Source organism: Pseudomonas sp. LAMO17WK12:I1 (genome assembly GCF_900177315.1).
In the GTDB taxonomy this organism is placed as follows: Bacteria; Pseudomonadota; Gammaproteobacteria; order Pseudomonadales; family Pseudomonadaceae; genus Aquipseudomonas; species Aquipseudomonas marginalis.
The window spans coordinates 128,386-143,928 of sequence record NZ_FWZV01000002.1; the positions used below are offsets into that span (position 1 = coordinate 128,386).

The 15,543-nt window shown below is 51.9% G+C and carries 15 protein-coding genes; 7 read left to right on the forward strand and 8 right to left on the reverse strand.

Annotated elements, in window-relative coordinates; genetic code table 11:
• Positions 1–23: 23 nt before the first annotated feature.
• The 5 genes from B9N88_RS03235 to B9N88_RS03255 are packed head-to-tail and all read left to right on the forward strand — an operon-like array spanning position 24 to position 4,715.
• Positions 24–752, forward strand: coding sequence for an ABC transporter permease (locus B9N88_RS03235; protein ID WP_027603278.1), 729 nt, complete (start codon positions 24–26; stop codon positions 750–752).
• Positions 749–1,459: an ABC transporter permease gene (locus B9N88_RS03240; RefSeq protein ID WP_007896174.1), complete on the forward strand. Its 711-nt coding sequence runs from the start codon at positions 749–751 to the stop codon at positions 1,457–1,459. Before B9N88_RS03235 ends, B9N88_RS03240 begins: the two co-directional genes overlap by 4 nt.
• Positions 1,460–1,511: 52 nt before the next feature.
• Entirely contained in the window at positions 1,512–2,273 is a 762-nt protein-coding gene (locus B9N88_RS03245; protein WP_027603279.1) for an ABC transporter ATP-binding protein, read from the forward strand.
• A gap of 13 nt (positions 2,274–2,286) precedes the next feature.
• Positions 2,287–2,790 carry an Lrp/AsnC family transcriptional regulator gene (locus B9N88_RS03250; protein WP_027603280.1) on the forward strand — a complete coding sequence of 168 codons (504 nt, stop codon included), beginning with the start codon at positions 2,287–2,289 and terminating at the stop codon, positions 2,788–2,790.
• A gap of 35 nt (positions 2,791–2,825) precedes the next feature.
• On the forward strand, positions 2,826–4,715 hold the full coding sequence (locus tag B9N88_RS03255; protein WP_027603281.1) for a methyl-accepting chemotaxis protein: 1,890 nt from the start codon (positions 2,826–2,828) through the stop codon (positions 4,713–4,715).
• A gap of 6 nt (positions 4,716–4,721) precedes the next feature.
• Here B9N88_RS03255 and B9N88_RS33140 read toward each other — a convergent pair whose 3' ends face one another.
• The 7 genes from B9N88_RS33140 to B9N88_RS03290 all read right to left on the reverse strand — a co-directional run bounded on the left by B9N88_RS33140 (position 4,722) and on the right by B9N88_RS03290 (position 10,240).
• Positions 4,722–5,156 (reverse strand): GlxA family transcriptional regulator, encoded by a 435-nt coding sequence (locus B9N88_RS33140; RefSeq protein ID WP_371263342.1) that lies wholly within the window; start codon positions 5,154–5,156, stop codon positions 4,722–4,724.
• Between the two features lie 85 nt (positions 5,157–5,241).
• Entirely contained in the window at positions 5,242–6,729 is a 1,488-nt protein-coding gene (locus B9N88_RS03265; RefSeq protein WP_027603282.1) for an aldehyde dehydrogenase family protein, read from the reverse strand.
• 587 nt (positions 6,730–7,316) lie between these two features.
• The gene (gene hpaR / locus B9N88_RS03270; protein WP_027603283.1) at positions 7,317–7,739 is read right to left on the reverse strand and encodes a homoprotocatechuate degradation operon regulator HpaR; all 423 of its coding nucleotides are present in this window, start codon (positions 7,737–7,739) and stop codon (positions 7,317–7,319) included.
• A 176-nt stretch (positions 7,740–7,915) separates the two neighbouring features.
• On the reverse strand, positions 7,916–8,737 hold the full coding sequence (locus tag B9N88_RS03275; protein WP_081744350.1) for a DODA-type extradiol aromatic ring-opening family dioxygenase: 822 nt from the start codon (positions 8,735–8,737) through the stop codon (positions 7,916–7,918).
• Between the two features lie 2 nt (positions 8,738–8,739).
• The gene (locus B9N88_RS03280; RefSeq protein WP_027603284.1) at positions 8,740–9,042 is read right to left on the reverse strand and encodes a hypothetical protein; all 303 of its coding nucleotides are present in this window, start codon (positions 9,040–9,042) and stop codon (positions 8,740–8,742) included.
• Positions 9,043–9,050: 8 nt separating this feature from the next.
• Complete coding sequence (locus B9N88_RS03285) at positions 9,051–9,452, reverse strand: 5-carboxymethyl-2-hydroxymuconate Delta-isomerase (RefSeq protein ID WP_027603285.1); 402 nt, start codon at positions 9,450–9,452, stop codon at positions 9,051–9,053.
• A 32-nt stretch (positions 9,453–9,484) separates the two neighbouring features.
• Complete coding sequence (locus B9N88_RS03290; RefSeq protein ID WP_051429277.1) at positions 9,485–10,240, reverse strand: alpha/beta fold hydrolase; 756 nt, start codon at positions 10,238–10,240, stop codon at positions 9,485–9,487.
• Between the two features lie 685 nt (positions 10,241–10,925).
• Between B9N88_RS03290 and B9N88_RS03295 the strand changes: the two genes are divergently transcribed.
• Together B9N88_RS03295 and B9N88_RS03300 are read left to right on the forward strand one after the other, a co-directional pair.
• The gene (locus B9N88_RS03295) at positions 10,926–11,978 is read left to right on the forward strand and encodes an aldehyde dehydrogenase family protein (protein ID WP_081744351.1); all 1,053 of its coding nucleotides are present in this window, start codon (positions 10,926–10,928) and stop codon (positions 11,976–11,978) included.
• 14 nt (positions 11,979–11,992) lie between these two features.
• Complete coding sequence (locus B9N88_RS03300; protein WP_027603286.1) at positions 11,993–13,516, forward strand: class I adenylate-forming enzyme family protein; 1,524 nt, start codon at positions 11,993–11,995, stop codon at positions 13,514–13,516.
• 1,051 nt (positions 13,517–14,567) lie between these two features.
• Here B9N88_RS03300 and B9N88_RS03305 read toward each other — a convergent pair.
• The gene (locus B9N88_RS03305) at positions 14,568–15,536 is read right to left on the reverse strand and encodes an NAD(P)-dependent oxidoreductase (RefSeq protein WP_027603287.1); all 969 of its coding nucleotides are present in this window, start codon (positions 15,534–15,536) and stop codon (positions 14,568–14,570) included.
• Positions 15,537–15,543 lie beyond the last annotated feature (7 nt).

Below are 15,543 nucleotides of genomic sequence, written 5' to 3' on the forward strand. Positions count from 1 at the left end.
TTTATCGCTATAGGTTGTTGATCATGTTCGAAACACTATTAGGCGCATTAGGGCTCTCTGCATTCAGCCTGCAAGGTTTTGGCCCCCTGCTGCTCGAAGGCGCTTGGATGACCGTCAAGCTTTCCTTGTGCTCCCTGATGCTTAGCGTATTGCTCGGGCTGACAGGGGCCAGCGCCAAGCTTTCCAGCCTTAAGCTGCTGCGTGTGCCGGCGCAGCTTTACACCACGCTGATTCGTGGGGTGCCCGACCTGGTACTGATGCTGTTGATTTTCTACAGCCTGCAAACCTGGTTGACGGTCGTCACGGTAGCGTTGGGCTGGGAGTACATCGAAATCAATCCCTTCGTCGCTGGGATCATCACCCTTGGGTTTATCTACGGTGCCTATTTCACTGAAACTTTCCGCGGGGCCATGCTGGCAGTACCTCGTGGCCAGGTCGAAGCTGCTACCGCCTATGGGTTAAGTCGCACTCAGCGTTTTCGTTTTGTTGTGTTCCCGCAAATGATGCGGTTTGCCCTCCCGGGGCTGGGCAATAACTGGATGGTGATTCTCAAAGCCACCGCATTGGTGTCAATCATCGGCCTGGCCGACTTGGTAAAGGCTGCCCAGGACGCGGGGAAAAGTACCTATCAATTGTTCTTTTTCCTGGTGCTGGCTGCGCTGACCTACCTGATCATCACCAGCGTCTCCAATTTCGTCCTGCGCTGCCTCGAAAAGCATTACGCCGCAGGTTCACGGGAGGCAGTGCGATGATCGAACTACTGCAGGAGTACTGGCGGTCATTTGTCTACAGCGATGGCCAGCAAATCACTGGTCTGGCCATGACATTGTGGCTGCTCAGTGCATCGCTTTTCATCGGCTTTATCGTGTCAATCCCATTGTCCATTGCACGGGTCTCGCCGAGGTTTTACGTGCGCTGGCCGGTGCAGTTTTATACCTACCTGTTCAGGGGGACACCGCTCTACATCCAACTGCTGATTTGCTACACCGGAATCTATAGCCTGGCCGCAATACGTGCTCAACCTGTGCTGGATGCATTCTTTCGCGACGCAATGAACTGCACCATTCTTGCCTTCGCGCTGAACACCTGCGCCTACACGACCGAGATATTTGCCGGGGCCATTCGCAACATCGCCCATGGCGAGGTCGAGGCTGCAAAGGCGTATGGCCTCTCTGGATGGAAGCTCTACGCGTTTGTGATTATGCCGTCAGCCTTGCGTCGCTCGCTGCCGTATTACAGCAACGAAGTGATCTTGATGCTGCACTCGACCACGGTGGCATTCACCGCCACGGTACCGGACATTCTCAAAGTCGCCCGTGACGCTAACTCTGCGACCTTCTTAACCTTTCAATCGTTTGGGATTGCGGCACTGATTTATCTGGCGGTGACCTTTGCGCTGGTCGGTTTGTTCCGAATTGCCGAACGTCATTGGCTGGCATTTTTAGGGCCGACCCACTGAGTCCTGTATCTGGCAGGGCTGCTCCCAATCCGCTTAGAGGATGATTGCGAACATGTACAAATTGACGGTTGACGGGCTACGCAAAAGTTACGGTACCCATGAAGTGCTCAAGGGCGTTTCCCTGCAAGCCAAAACGGGCGATGTCATCAGTCTTATCGGCGCCAGTGGCTCGGGAAAGAGCACTTTCTTGCGTTGTATCAATTTCCTGGAAACACCTAATGACGGTGCCATGAGCCTGGATGGCAAACTGATCCGCATGGTTAAGAATCATGCGGGATTGCGCGTAGCGGATGATCGCGAACTGCAACGACTGCGTACCCGCTTGGCCATGGTCTTCCAGCATTTCAACCTGTGGGGGCATATGACGGTGCTGGATAACATCACCATCGCCCCAAGACGAGTGCTGGCCGTCAGCAAAAAAGATGCAGAAGATCGTGCCCGGCGGTACTTGGATAAAGTTGGCTTGCCTGCCCGTGTTGCCGATCAGTTCCCTGCATTTCTTTCCGGCGGGCAACAGCAGCGGGTGGCAATTGCCCGTGCGCTGGCAATGGAGCCTGAGGTCATGCTGTTCGATGAGCCCACCTCCGCACTTGACCCAGAGGTAGTGGGCGAGGTGTTGAAAGTCATACAGGGGCTCGCTGAAGAGGGGCGCACCATGATCATGGTGACCCATGAAATGGGGTTTGCACGCAAGGTATCGAACCAAGTGCTGTTTCTTCATCAAGGACTGGTTGAAGAGCAGGGCGGGCCTGAGATTCTGGATAACCCACGAAGCGAGCGCTTGCAGCAGTTTCTTTCCAACGGACTGAAGTGAAAACGCGTTGGCTATGACGACCGAAAGGAAAAACCACACGGCCTCTGAGTTTTTGGGACGTATCGACGAGGCCATCGTCAACGTCCTGCGCTGCAACGGGCGCATCACCTACAAAAAACTCGCCTCACTGGTGCACTTGAGCGAGAGCCCTTGTCAGCAACGCGTTCGCAAGCTGGAAAGGCTGGGAGTCATCCGTGGTTACGGTGCGTTCATTGACGAGCGCAAACTATCACCCGGTTTGTTTCTGGTGGTTCTGGTGACGCTGGCTGAGGGCCGCGGGTGCAACACGCAAAAGGTATTTGAAGCCGTTGTCAGTACTTGCCCGCAAGTCATTGAGTATCTCTTGGTGAGTGGTGCGCTGGATTACTGCCTGCGAATGCGTTGCCGGGATATGGAGCATTACCGATCAGTCACTGAATGCTGGCTGGAAAGCACTGAACTGCACATCGAGAAACTGTCGGCCTATCCGCAGTTGGCCGTTATCAAGCCTTTATCGACGCACCTTGGTATCGAATAACAACTACAACACCCCAAGCTTATGGATAAACCATGATGATTGCGAACCTGAAGTTCAGTCATAAGGTATTGCTTGCGGCATCATTCGTTGTTGTCGCAGCGTTTTCGCTATTTACGCTTTACAACGACTTGATTCAGCGCAAAACCATCCGCACGAACCTTGAAAACCACCTTGAGGAAATGAGCAAGATCACGGCTGCAAGCGTTCAGTCCTGGCTCTTCGGACGGATACTTCTGGTTGATCACGTTGCCCAGACGGTTGCCAATGATCCAGCTCCGCAAAACATCACGCGGTTGCTGGAGCAGAGGTCGTTGCTGTCGACGTTTACCTTCACTTATCTAGGCAGTCGTGACGGTAGTTTCGTCATCCGGCCGAAGGACGATTTGCCCGCTGATTACGATCCTCGCACCCGGCCTTGGTATACGGACGCCATGACTGCTGGAGGAACCACGCTGACCGAGCCGTACCTGGATGTGACGACGGGGCAGTTGATGATGACCATTGCAACTCCGATCAGTCACGACGGCCAATCGCTTGGCGTGGTGGGCGGGGATCTTACATTAGAGACGCTGGCGAAAATCGTCAGCTCGCTTGATCTGGGAGGCATCGGCTACGCCTTTTTGGTTAACGCTGAGGGCAGGGTGCTGGTTCATCCAGACAAAGATCGGGTGATGAAGCAATTGAGCGATATTTACCCGCAAAAAACACCGTCACTCAGCACCCATATCAGTGAGACTGAGGAGGAAGGAAAACCTCAAATTCTGATGTTCTCGCCGATCAAAGGACTGCCTTCGGTGAACTGGTATGTCGGTTTGTCTATCGACAAAAGCAAAGCTTACGAGGCACTTGGTGATTTTCGTGCATCTGCCATTTTGGCGATGGTTATTGCCGTGGTGATCACGCTGCTTCTGCTGGGCATACTGATTCGCGTATTGATGCAGCCTCTGAGGCTGATGGGTAAAGCCATGCGTGATATCGCTCAGGGTGAGGGCGACCTTACCCGCCGCTTGAGTGTGCATTCAAAGGATGAGTTCGGAGAGCTCGCCGGCGACTTTAACCTTTTCGTGGAGCGTATCCAGCGTTCAATACGTGAGGTTTCCTCTGCTACCGAGCATGTCAATGAAGTGGCTAGGCGCGTGGTGCAGACCTCCAGCTCTTCTATGGCAAACTCGGACGAGCAGGTCATTCGCACCAACAGTATCGCAGCAGCGATTAATGAGCTGGGAGCGGCGGCTCAGGAAATTGCGCGTAACGCAGGTGATGCTTCCCAGCAGGCGTCAGATGCCCGACTTCAGGCGGAAGGTGGCCGCCAGGTAGTGACGCAAACAATAAACGCGATGGACGAGCTATCAAAAAAGATCCGCATGTCATGCAACAACATAGAGGCACTGAATGGCAAGACGGAGAATATCGGTCGGATTCTTGAAGTGATCAAGGGCATTTCTGAACAGACCAATCTGCTGGCACTCAATGCCGCCATCGAAGCTGCACGGGCGGGGGAGGCCGGTCGTGGTTTTGCGGTGGTGGCAGATGAAGTTCGCAGCCTGGCTTACCGCACCCAAAGGTCAGCTCAGGAAATCCATGCGATGATTGACGAACTGCAGTTGGGCGCGCGCGAGGCGGTACTCACCATGAACGAAAGTGAGCGCTACAGTAAGGACGGCGTGATTATCGCCAACCAGGCCGGTGAGCGACTAGGCAGTGTCACTCAGCGCATTGGTGAAATTGACGGTATCAATCAGTCGGTGGCGACTGCCACTGAAGAGCAGACTTCGGTTATTGATTCATTGAACGTGGATATCACCGAAATCAAAACCCTCAACCAGGAAGGGGTGGAAAACCTTCAGGCTATCCTGCAAGCTTGTGACGATCTTGAAAGACAAGCCAAGCGACTCAAGCAGCTGGTGGATGGATTTCGAACCTAGCCCCTACTAGCCGGCGGGCTGCTTCTCATCTTCTGGGATAGGACTGACGGTTTCCGACCGAAATCGAGAGCGGTATTCACCGGGGCTGATAGCCAGCCGCTTGATAAAAACTCGGCGCAAGCCATTGGGATTCTCGAAGCCGCAACGGTGGGAGATTTCTTTAATTGATTGTTCTGTCGTTTCAAGATAACGGCGAGCCGCATCAATACGCGCATCTGTGAGAAATGTCATCGGCGGCATCCCCGCCTCTTTGGTGAACAGTCTCGACAGATTGCGTGGGCTCATGTGTACCCGAGCTGCCAATGAAGTCAGGCTATGGTTCAACTCCAGATTGTTGAGCAGATACTCCTGAATCGCTTCAACCTCGGAGTTGAGGTCTCCCAATAGGTCAAAAAGTGGGCTGAACTGGGATTGCCCACCTGCATGTCGTAGGTAAACCACTAAGTATTTCGCAACATGATGGCCGTTTGTTTGCAGTTAGACCCAGATCTATTGCTCGACGACGTAGCTCTCCGGTCTGTATGTATTAATGTCTAATGATAATGGATTTCAGTTCAGTGTAATCATTGATAAAGGCCGAGCCAAACTCACGACCGATGCCTGACGATTTGATCCCGCCGAATGGGACGGCGGGGTCAAGGAAAGTGTGCATGTTCACCCATACGATTCCGGCTTCAATGCGTGGCACATAGTTCAGCGTTATACCCAGGTCATTGGTCCACAAGCTGGCCGAGAGTCCATAGGGCGTATCATTGAAAAGGTTAAGAAGCTCCTCCTCGTCGTCATAGGCCAGGAAAGTACCAATTGGTCCGAAGGTTTCCTCGTTGAGCAAACTGGCCCTTGCTGTGTCCACCCGGATGACGGTTGGCTTGACGAAGTAGCCGGGACGATCAATCGCTTCGCCGCCGTAGATGATTGCGTTGCCTTCGCTACGTGCTTGTTTGAAGAATCCATTGATCTTGTCGAAATGTACCTTGTTAGAGAGCGGCCCGAACTGCGTGGTCTCGTCGAGCGGGTCGCCGATTTTTAATTCGGCCAGCGCGCTGGCCACCTTCTCCAGAACCTCATCGATACGCGAACGGTGCAGGAAAAAGCGCTCCCCGGCCGCGCAGATCTGGCCTTGGTGTATGAAACCTGCCTCAAGAATGCCGGATACTGTCTTGTCTACACTCACGTCCTTGAGAAAACCGACAGAGTTCTTGCCTCCTAGCTCCAGTGTGCTACGGGTGAGTTTGGATTCGATTGCACTATGGGCTACTGCCAGACCCGTAGGGATCGATCCGGTGAAACTTACCTTGGAAGTATCTGGGTGTGCGATCAACAGACGGCCGGCACTGCCAGTGCCGTTTAGCACATTAAGCGCCCCAGCGGGTGCGCCGGCCTCAGTCGCGAGCTCGGCGACTCGTAGCATTGTTAGTGGTGTAAATTCGCTGGGCTTGATGATGCTGGTGCAACCGGTTACGAGGGCCGACGCAAATTTCCACACAGCGATTACGATGGAAAAGTTCCACGGCACAATACCCGCTACCACTCCAACGGGTTCGCGCCGAGTGAATGCGCTGTAGCACTCACCGTTGAGCGAAGGCAGCGAGGGGCTGATGGTCTCACCATTGATGCGCGTCGCGGCGCCTGCATAGAACCGTAAGAAAACGATAGCTTGGTCTACCTCGAAGCCTCGCGAAAGCTGGATGGTTTTGCCTGACTGCAAGGTCTCGATCTGGGATAGTTCCTCGCGGTGTTTTTGAAACAGTTCTGCAAGGCGCAGCAGGATGTTTCCGCGTTCCGCAGGTGTCGTGCGGGCCCAGGCTCCGCGGAAAGCAGCCCGACTAGATGCAACTGCGGCGTCTACATCTTCGTTGGTCGCATCGGCAATACTCGCAATCTGCTGTCCGCTGGCAGGGTTGATAATGGCGATTCGAGAACCTTGCCCCTCGATCACGCGTCCATCAATGTAGTGGCCATGTTGGCGCGCAAGAAATGCCTGGACTTCAGGCAGCAAAGAGATTGTGGTCATGGCGTAATCCTTTTAGTTACCGAGAAATGGCTGTGCCAATTTTCTACTTCGATAGTTGCGTAAGGGGATTTCGAAGCACTAAAGTTAAAATGTTCCGGCGTTGCAACGATGTTTGGGTCCTTCATCATTCTTAGTGTCCAGTGGTGGTGCACACGTATCTATTACCAGTGGCAGAAGGTGCAGTTTTTAAATTGAATGGGGTTTTTCTGAGCCCATTTTAATTTTCCGTCCTAGCCGATTGTTGCCTTAGCGGAAATGGGGCAGTTCTGCTAATAGAATGCGCGAAAGAGACGTCCGGCGTCTGTCGTCAGGTTTATCGACAACGTGACGGTGGTCGGATGCGGAGCGAGTAACGCCTTCATGAGGCTAATTACAGCCTGTATATGAATTGCAAGCTTCATCGTCTGGCTCCAAGTCGGCCAGATCTTGCTATGTGCCGGTGCCTATCATATCGCCTGACTATAGGGGCATGAAGCTGAGGTATTTAATCAGTTAGGGACTCTCGAAGCTCATGTTGGAGCCCGCCTGCCGGACACGCTCATGCTATCCAACGATTCTTGGTGTGCCTACGCTCAAGTTGTTGTCGCTCAAGGCTTGAGCTGTCTGAATTCGTTGAGCAAGCTCAGCAACATCTGCAGTTTTTTCTCGCCAAACTGCTCGAGAATTAGATTGTAGTTGCGCTCTACATCCTGGTTCATAGAGACGTAGCTCTGCTGACCTTGATCCGTCAAACTCACATAGACACGACGCTGATCCTGCGGCACCTTCCATCGACGCACCATACCATCCCGCTCCATGCGCGAAAGTACCCCGCTCATGCTCGGTTTGAGAATGCAAGCCTGGCGAGCTAATTGATGGATTTCCATCTCATGGGACTGCTGCAGAATACGAATAATCCGCCACTGCTGCTCAGTCAGCCCGTGCTGATTCAGTGAAGGCCGGAAGAATGACATAGCTGCTTCGCGCGCTTGAAGCAGGGTTAGGGTAAGCGATGGGTGAGATGTGGGCATGCGGACAGCTCTTCTACCGGATCAGAAATGAGATGGGGGATGCATAACCAGTTCCAGTCAAGGCGAACCGTGACCGCAGGCAAACGACGGCTTGTTTCCATATCCCGGTTTATCACCCAATCTATCCAGCCGACGTACCGGAAAAACACTCATTTCGAGACCACTACAGTATTGCTTTAATGGATATCCATCGTCGCCACAGTTGCAGCGATCGCGAACATAGGCACCGGATCATAATAATGGACTTTGCCAAGGCCTCCTTTCGTGGCTGCGGCGAGAGTGATGAAAGTTCGAATTTCGATACCTCCATGTCCTGCATCTCGCAATATTTCATTGTCTGTATACCGTGTTAGGGATTTTCTATCGTTCCTGGACCAGTGTCCTAGAAATTCTTTGTCCCACTCGACATTGATGCGTCCCGTTTCAGGTGATGCGGGCCAATGAGATATGCCTCCAGTTGCGAGCACTGCTACTCGTTCGGGAACCTTGTCCAACGCGCGCCTCAAAGACTCACCCAGCGCCCAGCAACGATGTAGAGGCGTAAATGGTGGATGCTGGCAATTTATATTGACTGGAATGATGGGTATGTCATAGCTGGGTGTCAGAAAGTGAAGAGGTACCATTATTCCGTGATCCAATTGCCACTCTTCGCAATACGCTATATCTACATCTTGCAGCAGTTCTGGAACTAGGAGTTCTGCAAGGCTTTTATGTCCCGGTACAGTAGTAGGTTTGATCTTGAGCCAACCCTCATCTTCCACTGGGCCGTTGTAATCCGCAGCTGTTCCTATGGCGAATGCAGGCATATTGTTCATGAAAAAATTGGCAAAGTGTTCTGCTGCTATTATCACTATCGCGTCCGGTCGTGTCTGCAGCATGGCTTTACGAAGACCTTCGAAGGCTTGAGCAAGATTTGAGCGTGTTTCAAGTGACACATGCTCAGCTTGAGCGGTGATAGATGGGCTATGACTGCAGGCACCAGCAAAAACCATCGGCATAATTACTCCTTCAGCTCTAAAGCGTTGTTGACCCGAATGGGTCCATAACGTGTGACTCCTTCAGTCACACCCTCCACAAACTTGGCCCTTGGCAAGCCGAGAATGGCGGTGTAATAAAGTAACAAAGCTTTGCTGACACCCATGATATAAAGTTTTCCGATATCTGGTGTAAGAAGAGCTTCTCGTTCCTCTAAGGTCAGTTTGTACTGAAGTGTAATGTCCATCTTGCTTTCTATAAAACGGGCTCGGAGCGTACGGTCCCTGTTTAGATCGAACATCAGCTTTTGGACTTGGTAGAGGCTCATTTTTTACCTCAGACGGCATGTTGTGACGCGACGGCAGCCAGATCTCTCAAATTACTGTGATTAGTGCGCGTCTTGGAGTCTAATTCACTTATCTCCACAGATAGTGAAATTGGGGTGGTTTTAATGTGTTGAGCAAAGCAGGAGGCAAGTTCGCCATCAATACGCGCCACAGCCGAGCGTTTTGCTTCTTCGGTAAAACCGTTACCAATTCTGATATTGACGTGGACCATGATGTTTCTAGGGTCTCCATCAGCAATTTCAAAGTGGTCGGCGAGGTATAGTCTCGTGCGTACACCTATGGTCGGGAACCAGTCAATGCTGATGGCGGATGCATGCACGCGCTTAACCAAATCGGCGGGGGAAATGATCTGTGTTATTGAGGGTGTCGTTTCAATAATAATATGTGGCATCGCTAACTCCTTAATTTGTTACATGCTCGGATCTAGATGGGGCTGATGTGCGGGGGCGTTTCGGTATATTGTTTAAGCCATTTCATCAATGCAGTGACTACAACTTCTGGTTGCTCTAGCATCAACATGTGCCCACTGTTTTCGATAATTTGTAAAACGCTTCCTGCTATCGATTCATGCATCTCCTGGTGCGGGCCGACCGGCATTGCAACATCTTGGCGTGCGCTCAGAATCAGGGTTGGCACGTTAATTTTCGAAAGAAGATCGGATGCATCCGGTCTAGATAAGCCCATCCGGACATGAGCTTTCAGGCCGTTGCATCCTTGACGGACGGCCATTGCTATTAATTCTTCCACCAGCGGACGATTGTCGAGTTGGTCTGGATGTACCATGCGCTGAACCCATTTTTGGGCTAACATTTCCATACCGTTTGCTTCTGCATCTTCAATCATCGCTTGGCGAGCGATGATCTCCGCGTCTCCAGCAGGCCCGGTTGGCCGTCCTTTGTAGGCGGTACCAAAGAGACCCAAGAGTCGGACGCGATGCGGCGCTTGGCGAACCACCTCAAAGACAACCCGGCCACCAAGTGAGTGACCTGCGATGGCGAATTCACGGGGGGCACTTGCGAGGATGCGCTCGGCCATACTTGACACCGAATCAGTGGTCTCGATATCCGCAGTAACGCACAAGGCGTACTTACTGAGGCCGTCTACTATTCGGTGCCATACAAAGTTATCGCAAAGCATTCCCGAAATCAGGATGAGTGGGACTTTTTTTTTGGCTTCCATAATTCGGTTCCTACGTTGTAAGTATTGTTCTGCTAACTGTTTGATTACTGGTCGGTGGCAGACTGATCACGCAACGCATCGAGCGAAGGGACGTGTTAACTGGTGTATATAAAGGTTGTCTAAAACATTGTTCATGCAGCGATGTTGCACTTGATTTTCGTCAATGGAGACCCGTCTGTCAGCGATACCCGGGCGTGCACAAAATTGTTCAGTGTGGCCAGTTTTTGCGTTGCTCCGTACATAATCGGCACCGGCCTCTGCCGAAGGCGCGCAGGCTGATGAAATACCTGAACTTAGTCAGCTAATTCGACGTCCTTTGGCTGAGCTTGACTGAACTGAGATTTACTTCGTCAGGGAACATGTTCGACCCGCAAACGAGGCATCACCAACGATGTCGGTGTTGCCTCGTTTAGTTCCGCGCACAGGATGTGCGAAAGGAGGAAGGTTGTCTGTCGTCAGCTCTATCGACAGGTAGCCTGATGCGTAATATTCTCCATGCCATATGCTGTTGCATACACTCGAGCCATCTCAGATGATTGGCATCGCCTTCATGTCCGAGTCAAAAAGCGCATCCGTGGTAGCGTTCTGACAATATGGAGAAACAGATTAAAGAGCTTGGTGATCTTAACGCGAAGGGTGCAGCAATGGCTGGGGGAAACGCAACCGATCTCTATGCCAAAGGAGTGTGGTTAGTCGCCGATCTCAAGTCGTCACCCGTTACACCCCAATTGGGGTAGTTGGCGGCATCACACCTTGGAATTTCCCAGTACTTTTGGCCATATGGAAAATTGCTCCGGCTCTCTTGGCCGGAAATACCATGGTGCTTAAACCATCACCATTTACCCCTCTATGTACACTTAGAATTGGGGAACTCGCCAACAAGATTCTCCCACCAGGCGTATTGAACATCCTATCTGGTTGCAATGAGCTGGGGCAATGGATGACGGTGCATCCGGGCATTGGCAAAATTTCCTTTACAGGTTCGACCTCCACCGGCAAGCGTGTCATGCAAGGCGCTTCCGTGAATCTGAAGCGGCTTACTTTGGAGCTTGGTGGGAATGACCCTGCCATTGTTTTGCGCGATGTTAATCCCAAGGTAATTGTTAAAGATCTATTTTGGGCATGTTTCTCGAACAGTGCTCAGTTTTGCGTAGCTTGCAAGCGCCTTTACATTCATGAGGATATCTACGACGACGTCGCCCGGGAGCTTGTAGCTTATGCCAAAACAGTGAAGATGGGTAACGGTGAGGACCCTTCCATCGAACTGGGACCTTTGCAGAATAAGATGCAGTTCGACAAGGTCAACGACCTTCTCCAAGAGTGCAGAGATCGTGGGCTTAATTTTCTACTGGGTGGGGACGTGGATAACGCTCCGGGATACTTCATTCCCGTTACCATCATCGACAATCCGCCTGATGACTCTCGTTGCGTAGTGGAAGAGGCGTTCGGGCCTGTGCTTCCACTTCTTAAATATAAAGACATCGATGAAGTCATCGCACGTGCCAACGATACTGAGTTTGGTTTGGCCGCATCCATTTGGGGTAAGGATTTGGTCCTGGCGGAGCATGTCGCTCGCCGAATTGAAGCCGGTACGGTGTGGATCAATCACGCGCATCAGTTTTCTCCTGCTATCGCATTTGGTGGTCATAAGAGTTCGGGGCTGGGCATCGAAAACTCACTGCATGGTTTGGCTGAGTATAGCAACATGCAAACCGTACTTCGAAAATCACACGCTTGAGACGAGGTGATAATATGCAAACCTCTGTCGGTGCGATGGTTACAAATTCGGCCAAGATATTTGGGGATAAAACCGCCTTAGTTTTTGATTCAAAGACTTGGTCTTTCAATGATATTGATCGCATGTCAACTCGGCTAGCCTTACAGCTAAAGTACATGGGTGTGCGATTTGGAGACGTCGTCTCTCTCTACTCTCCTAACTGTCCTGAGTGGATCATCAGCTACTACGGTATCATGAAAGCTGGAGCAATAGTGAACCCACTTAACCTAATGCTGACCGCTTCTGAAGCTGCGTTCGCCATCAGCGATTGCAACGCTATAGGTGTGATAGGCGCGTCGGATAGATTGGAAAACTTAATGGATTTCCTACCTCAAACTGAACTTCTGTTCAGAGTGTCTTTTGGTATATCCACCGACAGTGAGATCGTCAGATTTTCAGAACTGCTCGAGTCGGCTGTCGACGTTAGTAATTTCTCTATAGACGCTGAGGTGAGCGGGCTGAGCATTTCCACTATTGCTTACACTTCAGGTACAACTGGCCATCCAAAAGGTGCTGTGTTGAGTCATGAGGCCATTCTGTTGAACACTGCGATGACGGCAACAATGCATATGCGCACGGCGTCTGATGTCGTTGTTAGTGCACTACCGCTATCTCATGTTTATGGAAACATTGTTATGAACACAGCCATTGCATATGGCATGACATTAGTGCTCCATAAAAGCTTCGATGCTACGCAAGTGCTCTCCAGTATCGAGGTTAACCGGGCAACAATTTTTGACGGTGTTCCAACAATGTACGCATATTTACTTGACCATCCTGACATCCGCAATTTTGACCTCTCATCACTGACTCGCTGCACCGTCGGTGGGCAGGTCATGCCAGTAGCAAAGATGCGAAAAGTTGAAGAAATATTTGACTGCCAATTGCTTGAGGTTTGGGGTATGACTGAGATCGGTGGATTGGGTTGTACGCATTCGCTGTATGGCGCCAGTCGTTTGGGTTCCATCGGCACCTCTTTGCCACATTTAAGCATTCGGATAACCAGCACTGATGATCCAAGCTGCGTCCTGCCAGTAGGAGAAATTGGTGAGTTACAAGTCAAGGGCGCGATTGTTATGAAAGGATACTTGGGTAAGCAAGAAGCTACCTTAGAGACGCTGTGGGATGATGGGTGGTTGCGCACTGGCGATCTGGCTCGGATGGATGAAGATAACTTTGTCTACATCTTAGATCGTCTGAAAGACATGATCATCACGGCTGGATTCAATATTTACCCGGCCGAACTTGAGCGAGTAATCGCCGAGCATCCAGATGTATCTATGGTAGCTGTCGGGGGCATTAATGATGATCTAAAAGGAGAATTAGCAAAAGCTTACGTTGTAAGGCGTAAGGGAGCTGAACTCAGCGCGGAGGAGCTTGTTGAGTTTTGCCGATCTCGTCTTGCTGCGTATAAAATACCACGTGCAGTTCAGTTCGTGGATGATCTTCCAAAGACAAGTAGCGGAAAAATCATGCGGCGGAAATTAACTGATTTGTAAGTTCGCAGAACCGAACCCTTAATGTATACGTCCGGCCAAGTCATCTACCCAACCCCGCAAAGCTAAGACGTGGTGTGCACTTAAATTTAAGTGCGCACCAGTTCTAGCCTTTTAAACGGGTAATTCACGCAGCCAACACGCCGTTCCTACTTATTTCTCCTTGGCTTCATCCGAAAGTCAAGAGAACTGCTCTTTGCTGGCCGCGACAATGTTGCTGCTAGCGGGCGAGGTCACCCACTTTTTCCCGGGTGGCTGAATATGCATCGCTTACACCTCCAACTAGGCGTTTGGAGTCATCAACCGTTTTGTCCCTGGTACCCTCGAGACTGCCTCTGAGGTCTTGCCGCTCAGCGACTCGAGCTTCCCTTTGAAAAACTCATGCAAGTGTTCTGTTCTGTTGATATCAGTATGATGTTAGGCTCGGAGAGCGCCAGCAAGCTTGCAGCTAACGGGCAGGCGCAGCGTCCATCACAACTTCTTGCCTATGCTTGTTATTCGCGTCGCTGAACACCCATCGTCGAAGCCATCGTTCATGGCGCACTTGGTCTTCGACAGGCGGTCACGGCGTTTGGCGATAGCTATCACCTCCAGCGAGGCGGAGCGGTAGTCGAATTGGAAGCGGTTGGAGTTTTGATAGTGAAGCGCGGCGCTGGGAGTTCCAGGGCTTCATCTCCAACGGCGGAGTTGGCAGTTGCCAACAATCATCCGGAGCTTCACGCGTTTTTACTGAGCCAAGTCGAGCTGTTGGGGTACTTGCGGAAGCACATCGCCATTGTGCAACCAATGGATTCCTATTCATCGTCGCAAAGGTGTAGAGATTGGAAGCGCAAACGTCCGGCTTGCTGCGCAACAGCGGCTGTAGGAAGAGACCTTTCCATCGAATCAGCCGTAGGAGCAGACAGCCGCCTTCTTTGCCCAGATCGAACGGTGCGAGACGGTCGGTCCTTTCGGACGACGATTGATTTGAGGTCATCCATAACAACCTCAAATCAATAAGCGCTAGATTTCTTCGAGCTTGCTGACGCTGAGCGCAACAGCGTCACTGTTGGATTCAAGCCCTTGAGGCTCTTTTAGCTGCCCCCTGCCGAGAGATAAAATCACTGATGTTGTCCACCGCACTGTCCATCAGTTCCTGCATGGCGTCTTCACTGCTCCAGGCAATGTGCGGATTTAACAGAAAATCATCTCGATCAATTAACGTGAAAAGAGGATTGCTGGGGTGCAACGGCTCATGCTCGACCACGTCCAGTGCCACGCCGCCCAATCTGCCGTTATGCAATGCATCGATCAACGCAGCTTCGTTGATGACTCCACCCCGGCCGGTATTCACCACCACTGCGTCTGTCTTCATCAATGCCAATTCTTTGGCCGCAATGAGGTTATGGGTCTCTGGCGTCAATGGGCAGTTGATGGACAACACATCACAGCTCTTCAGCAATTCAGTCAGCGGGCGACAGTCTGGGCCAGGGCGCTTGCCACCCCGGTCCTCGAACAGCACCTGCATACCAAAGGCTCGCGCCACGTGCGCCAGGCGCATGGCGATCGGCCCGCTGCCAATGATCGCCAGTTGTTTGTCGCGCACATCGCGGATGCGATGGTTGAAGTAAATATTCTGGTAGGGCGCCTCGCCGGCGCTCACCTGGCGCATCAGCCGGGTGAACGCGGCTGGGCGGCGGAACAACTCTAGAATCATCGCCAAGCTGTGTTCAGCCACGGTGTTGGCTGCGTACCCAGGTACGCTGGATACCTCGATACCATGTGCGTCGCAGTAATCGACATCTACAATGTCTCGCCCAGTAAGGGCCAGCGAAATCATCTTCAGCTTCGGCAAATGCCGCAGGTGTTCTTCGCGCAGCGGTACGCTGCAAGTCAGCGCAACGGTTGCGTCCTTGAGATGCTCAATGACCTGTTCTGGGCGGGTGTAAGCAAATTGCTGCCAACTGTGCTCGCAATCCGGGCGCTTCAGGTGCGTGGAGGCCGCCAGGCCCTCGTCGTCGAGGAAGACGATATGTTCAGTCATGATCACA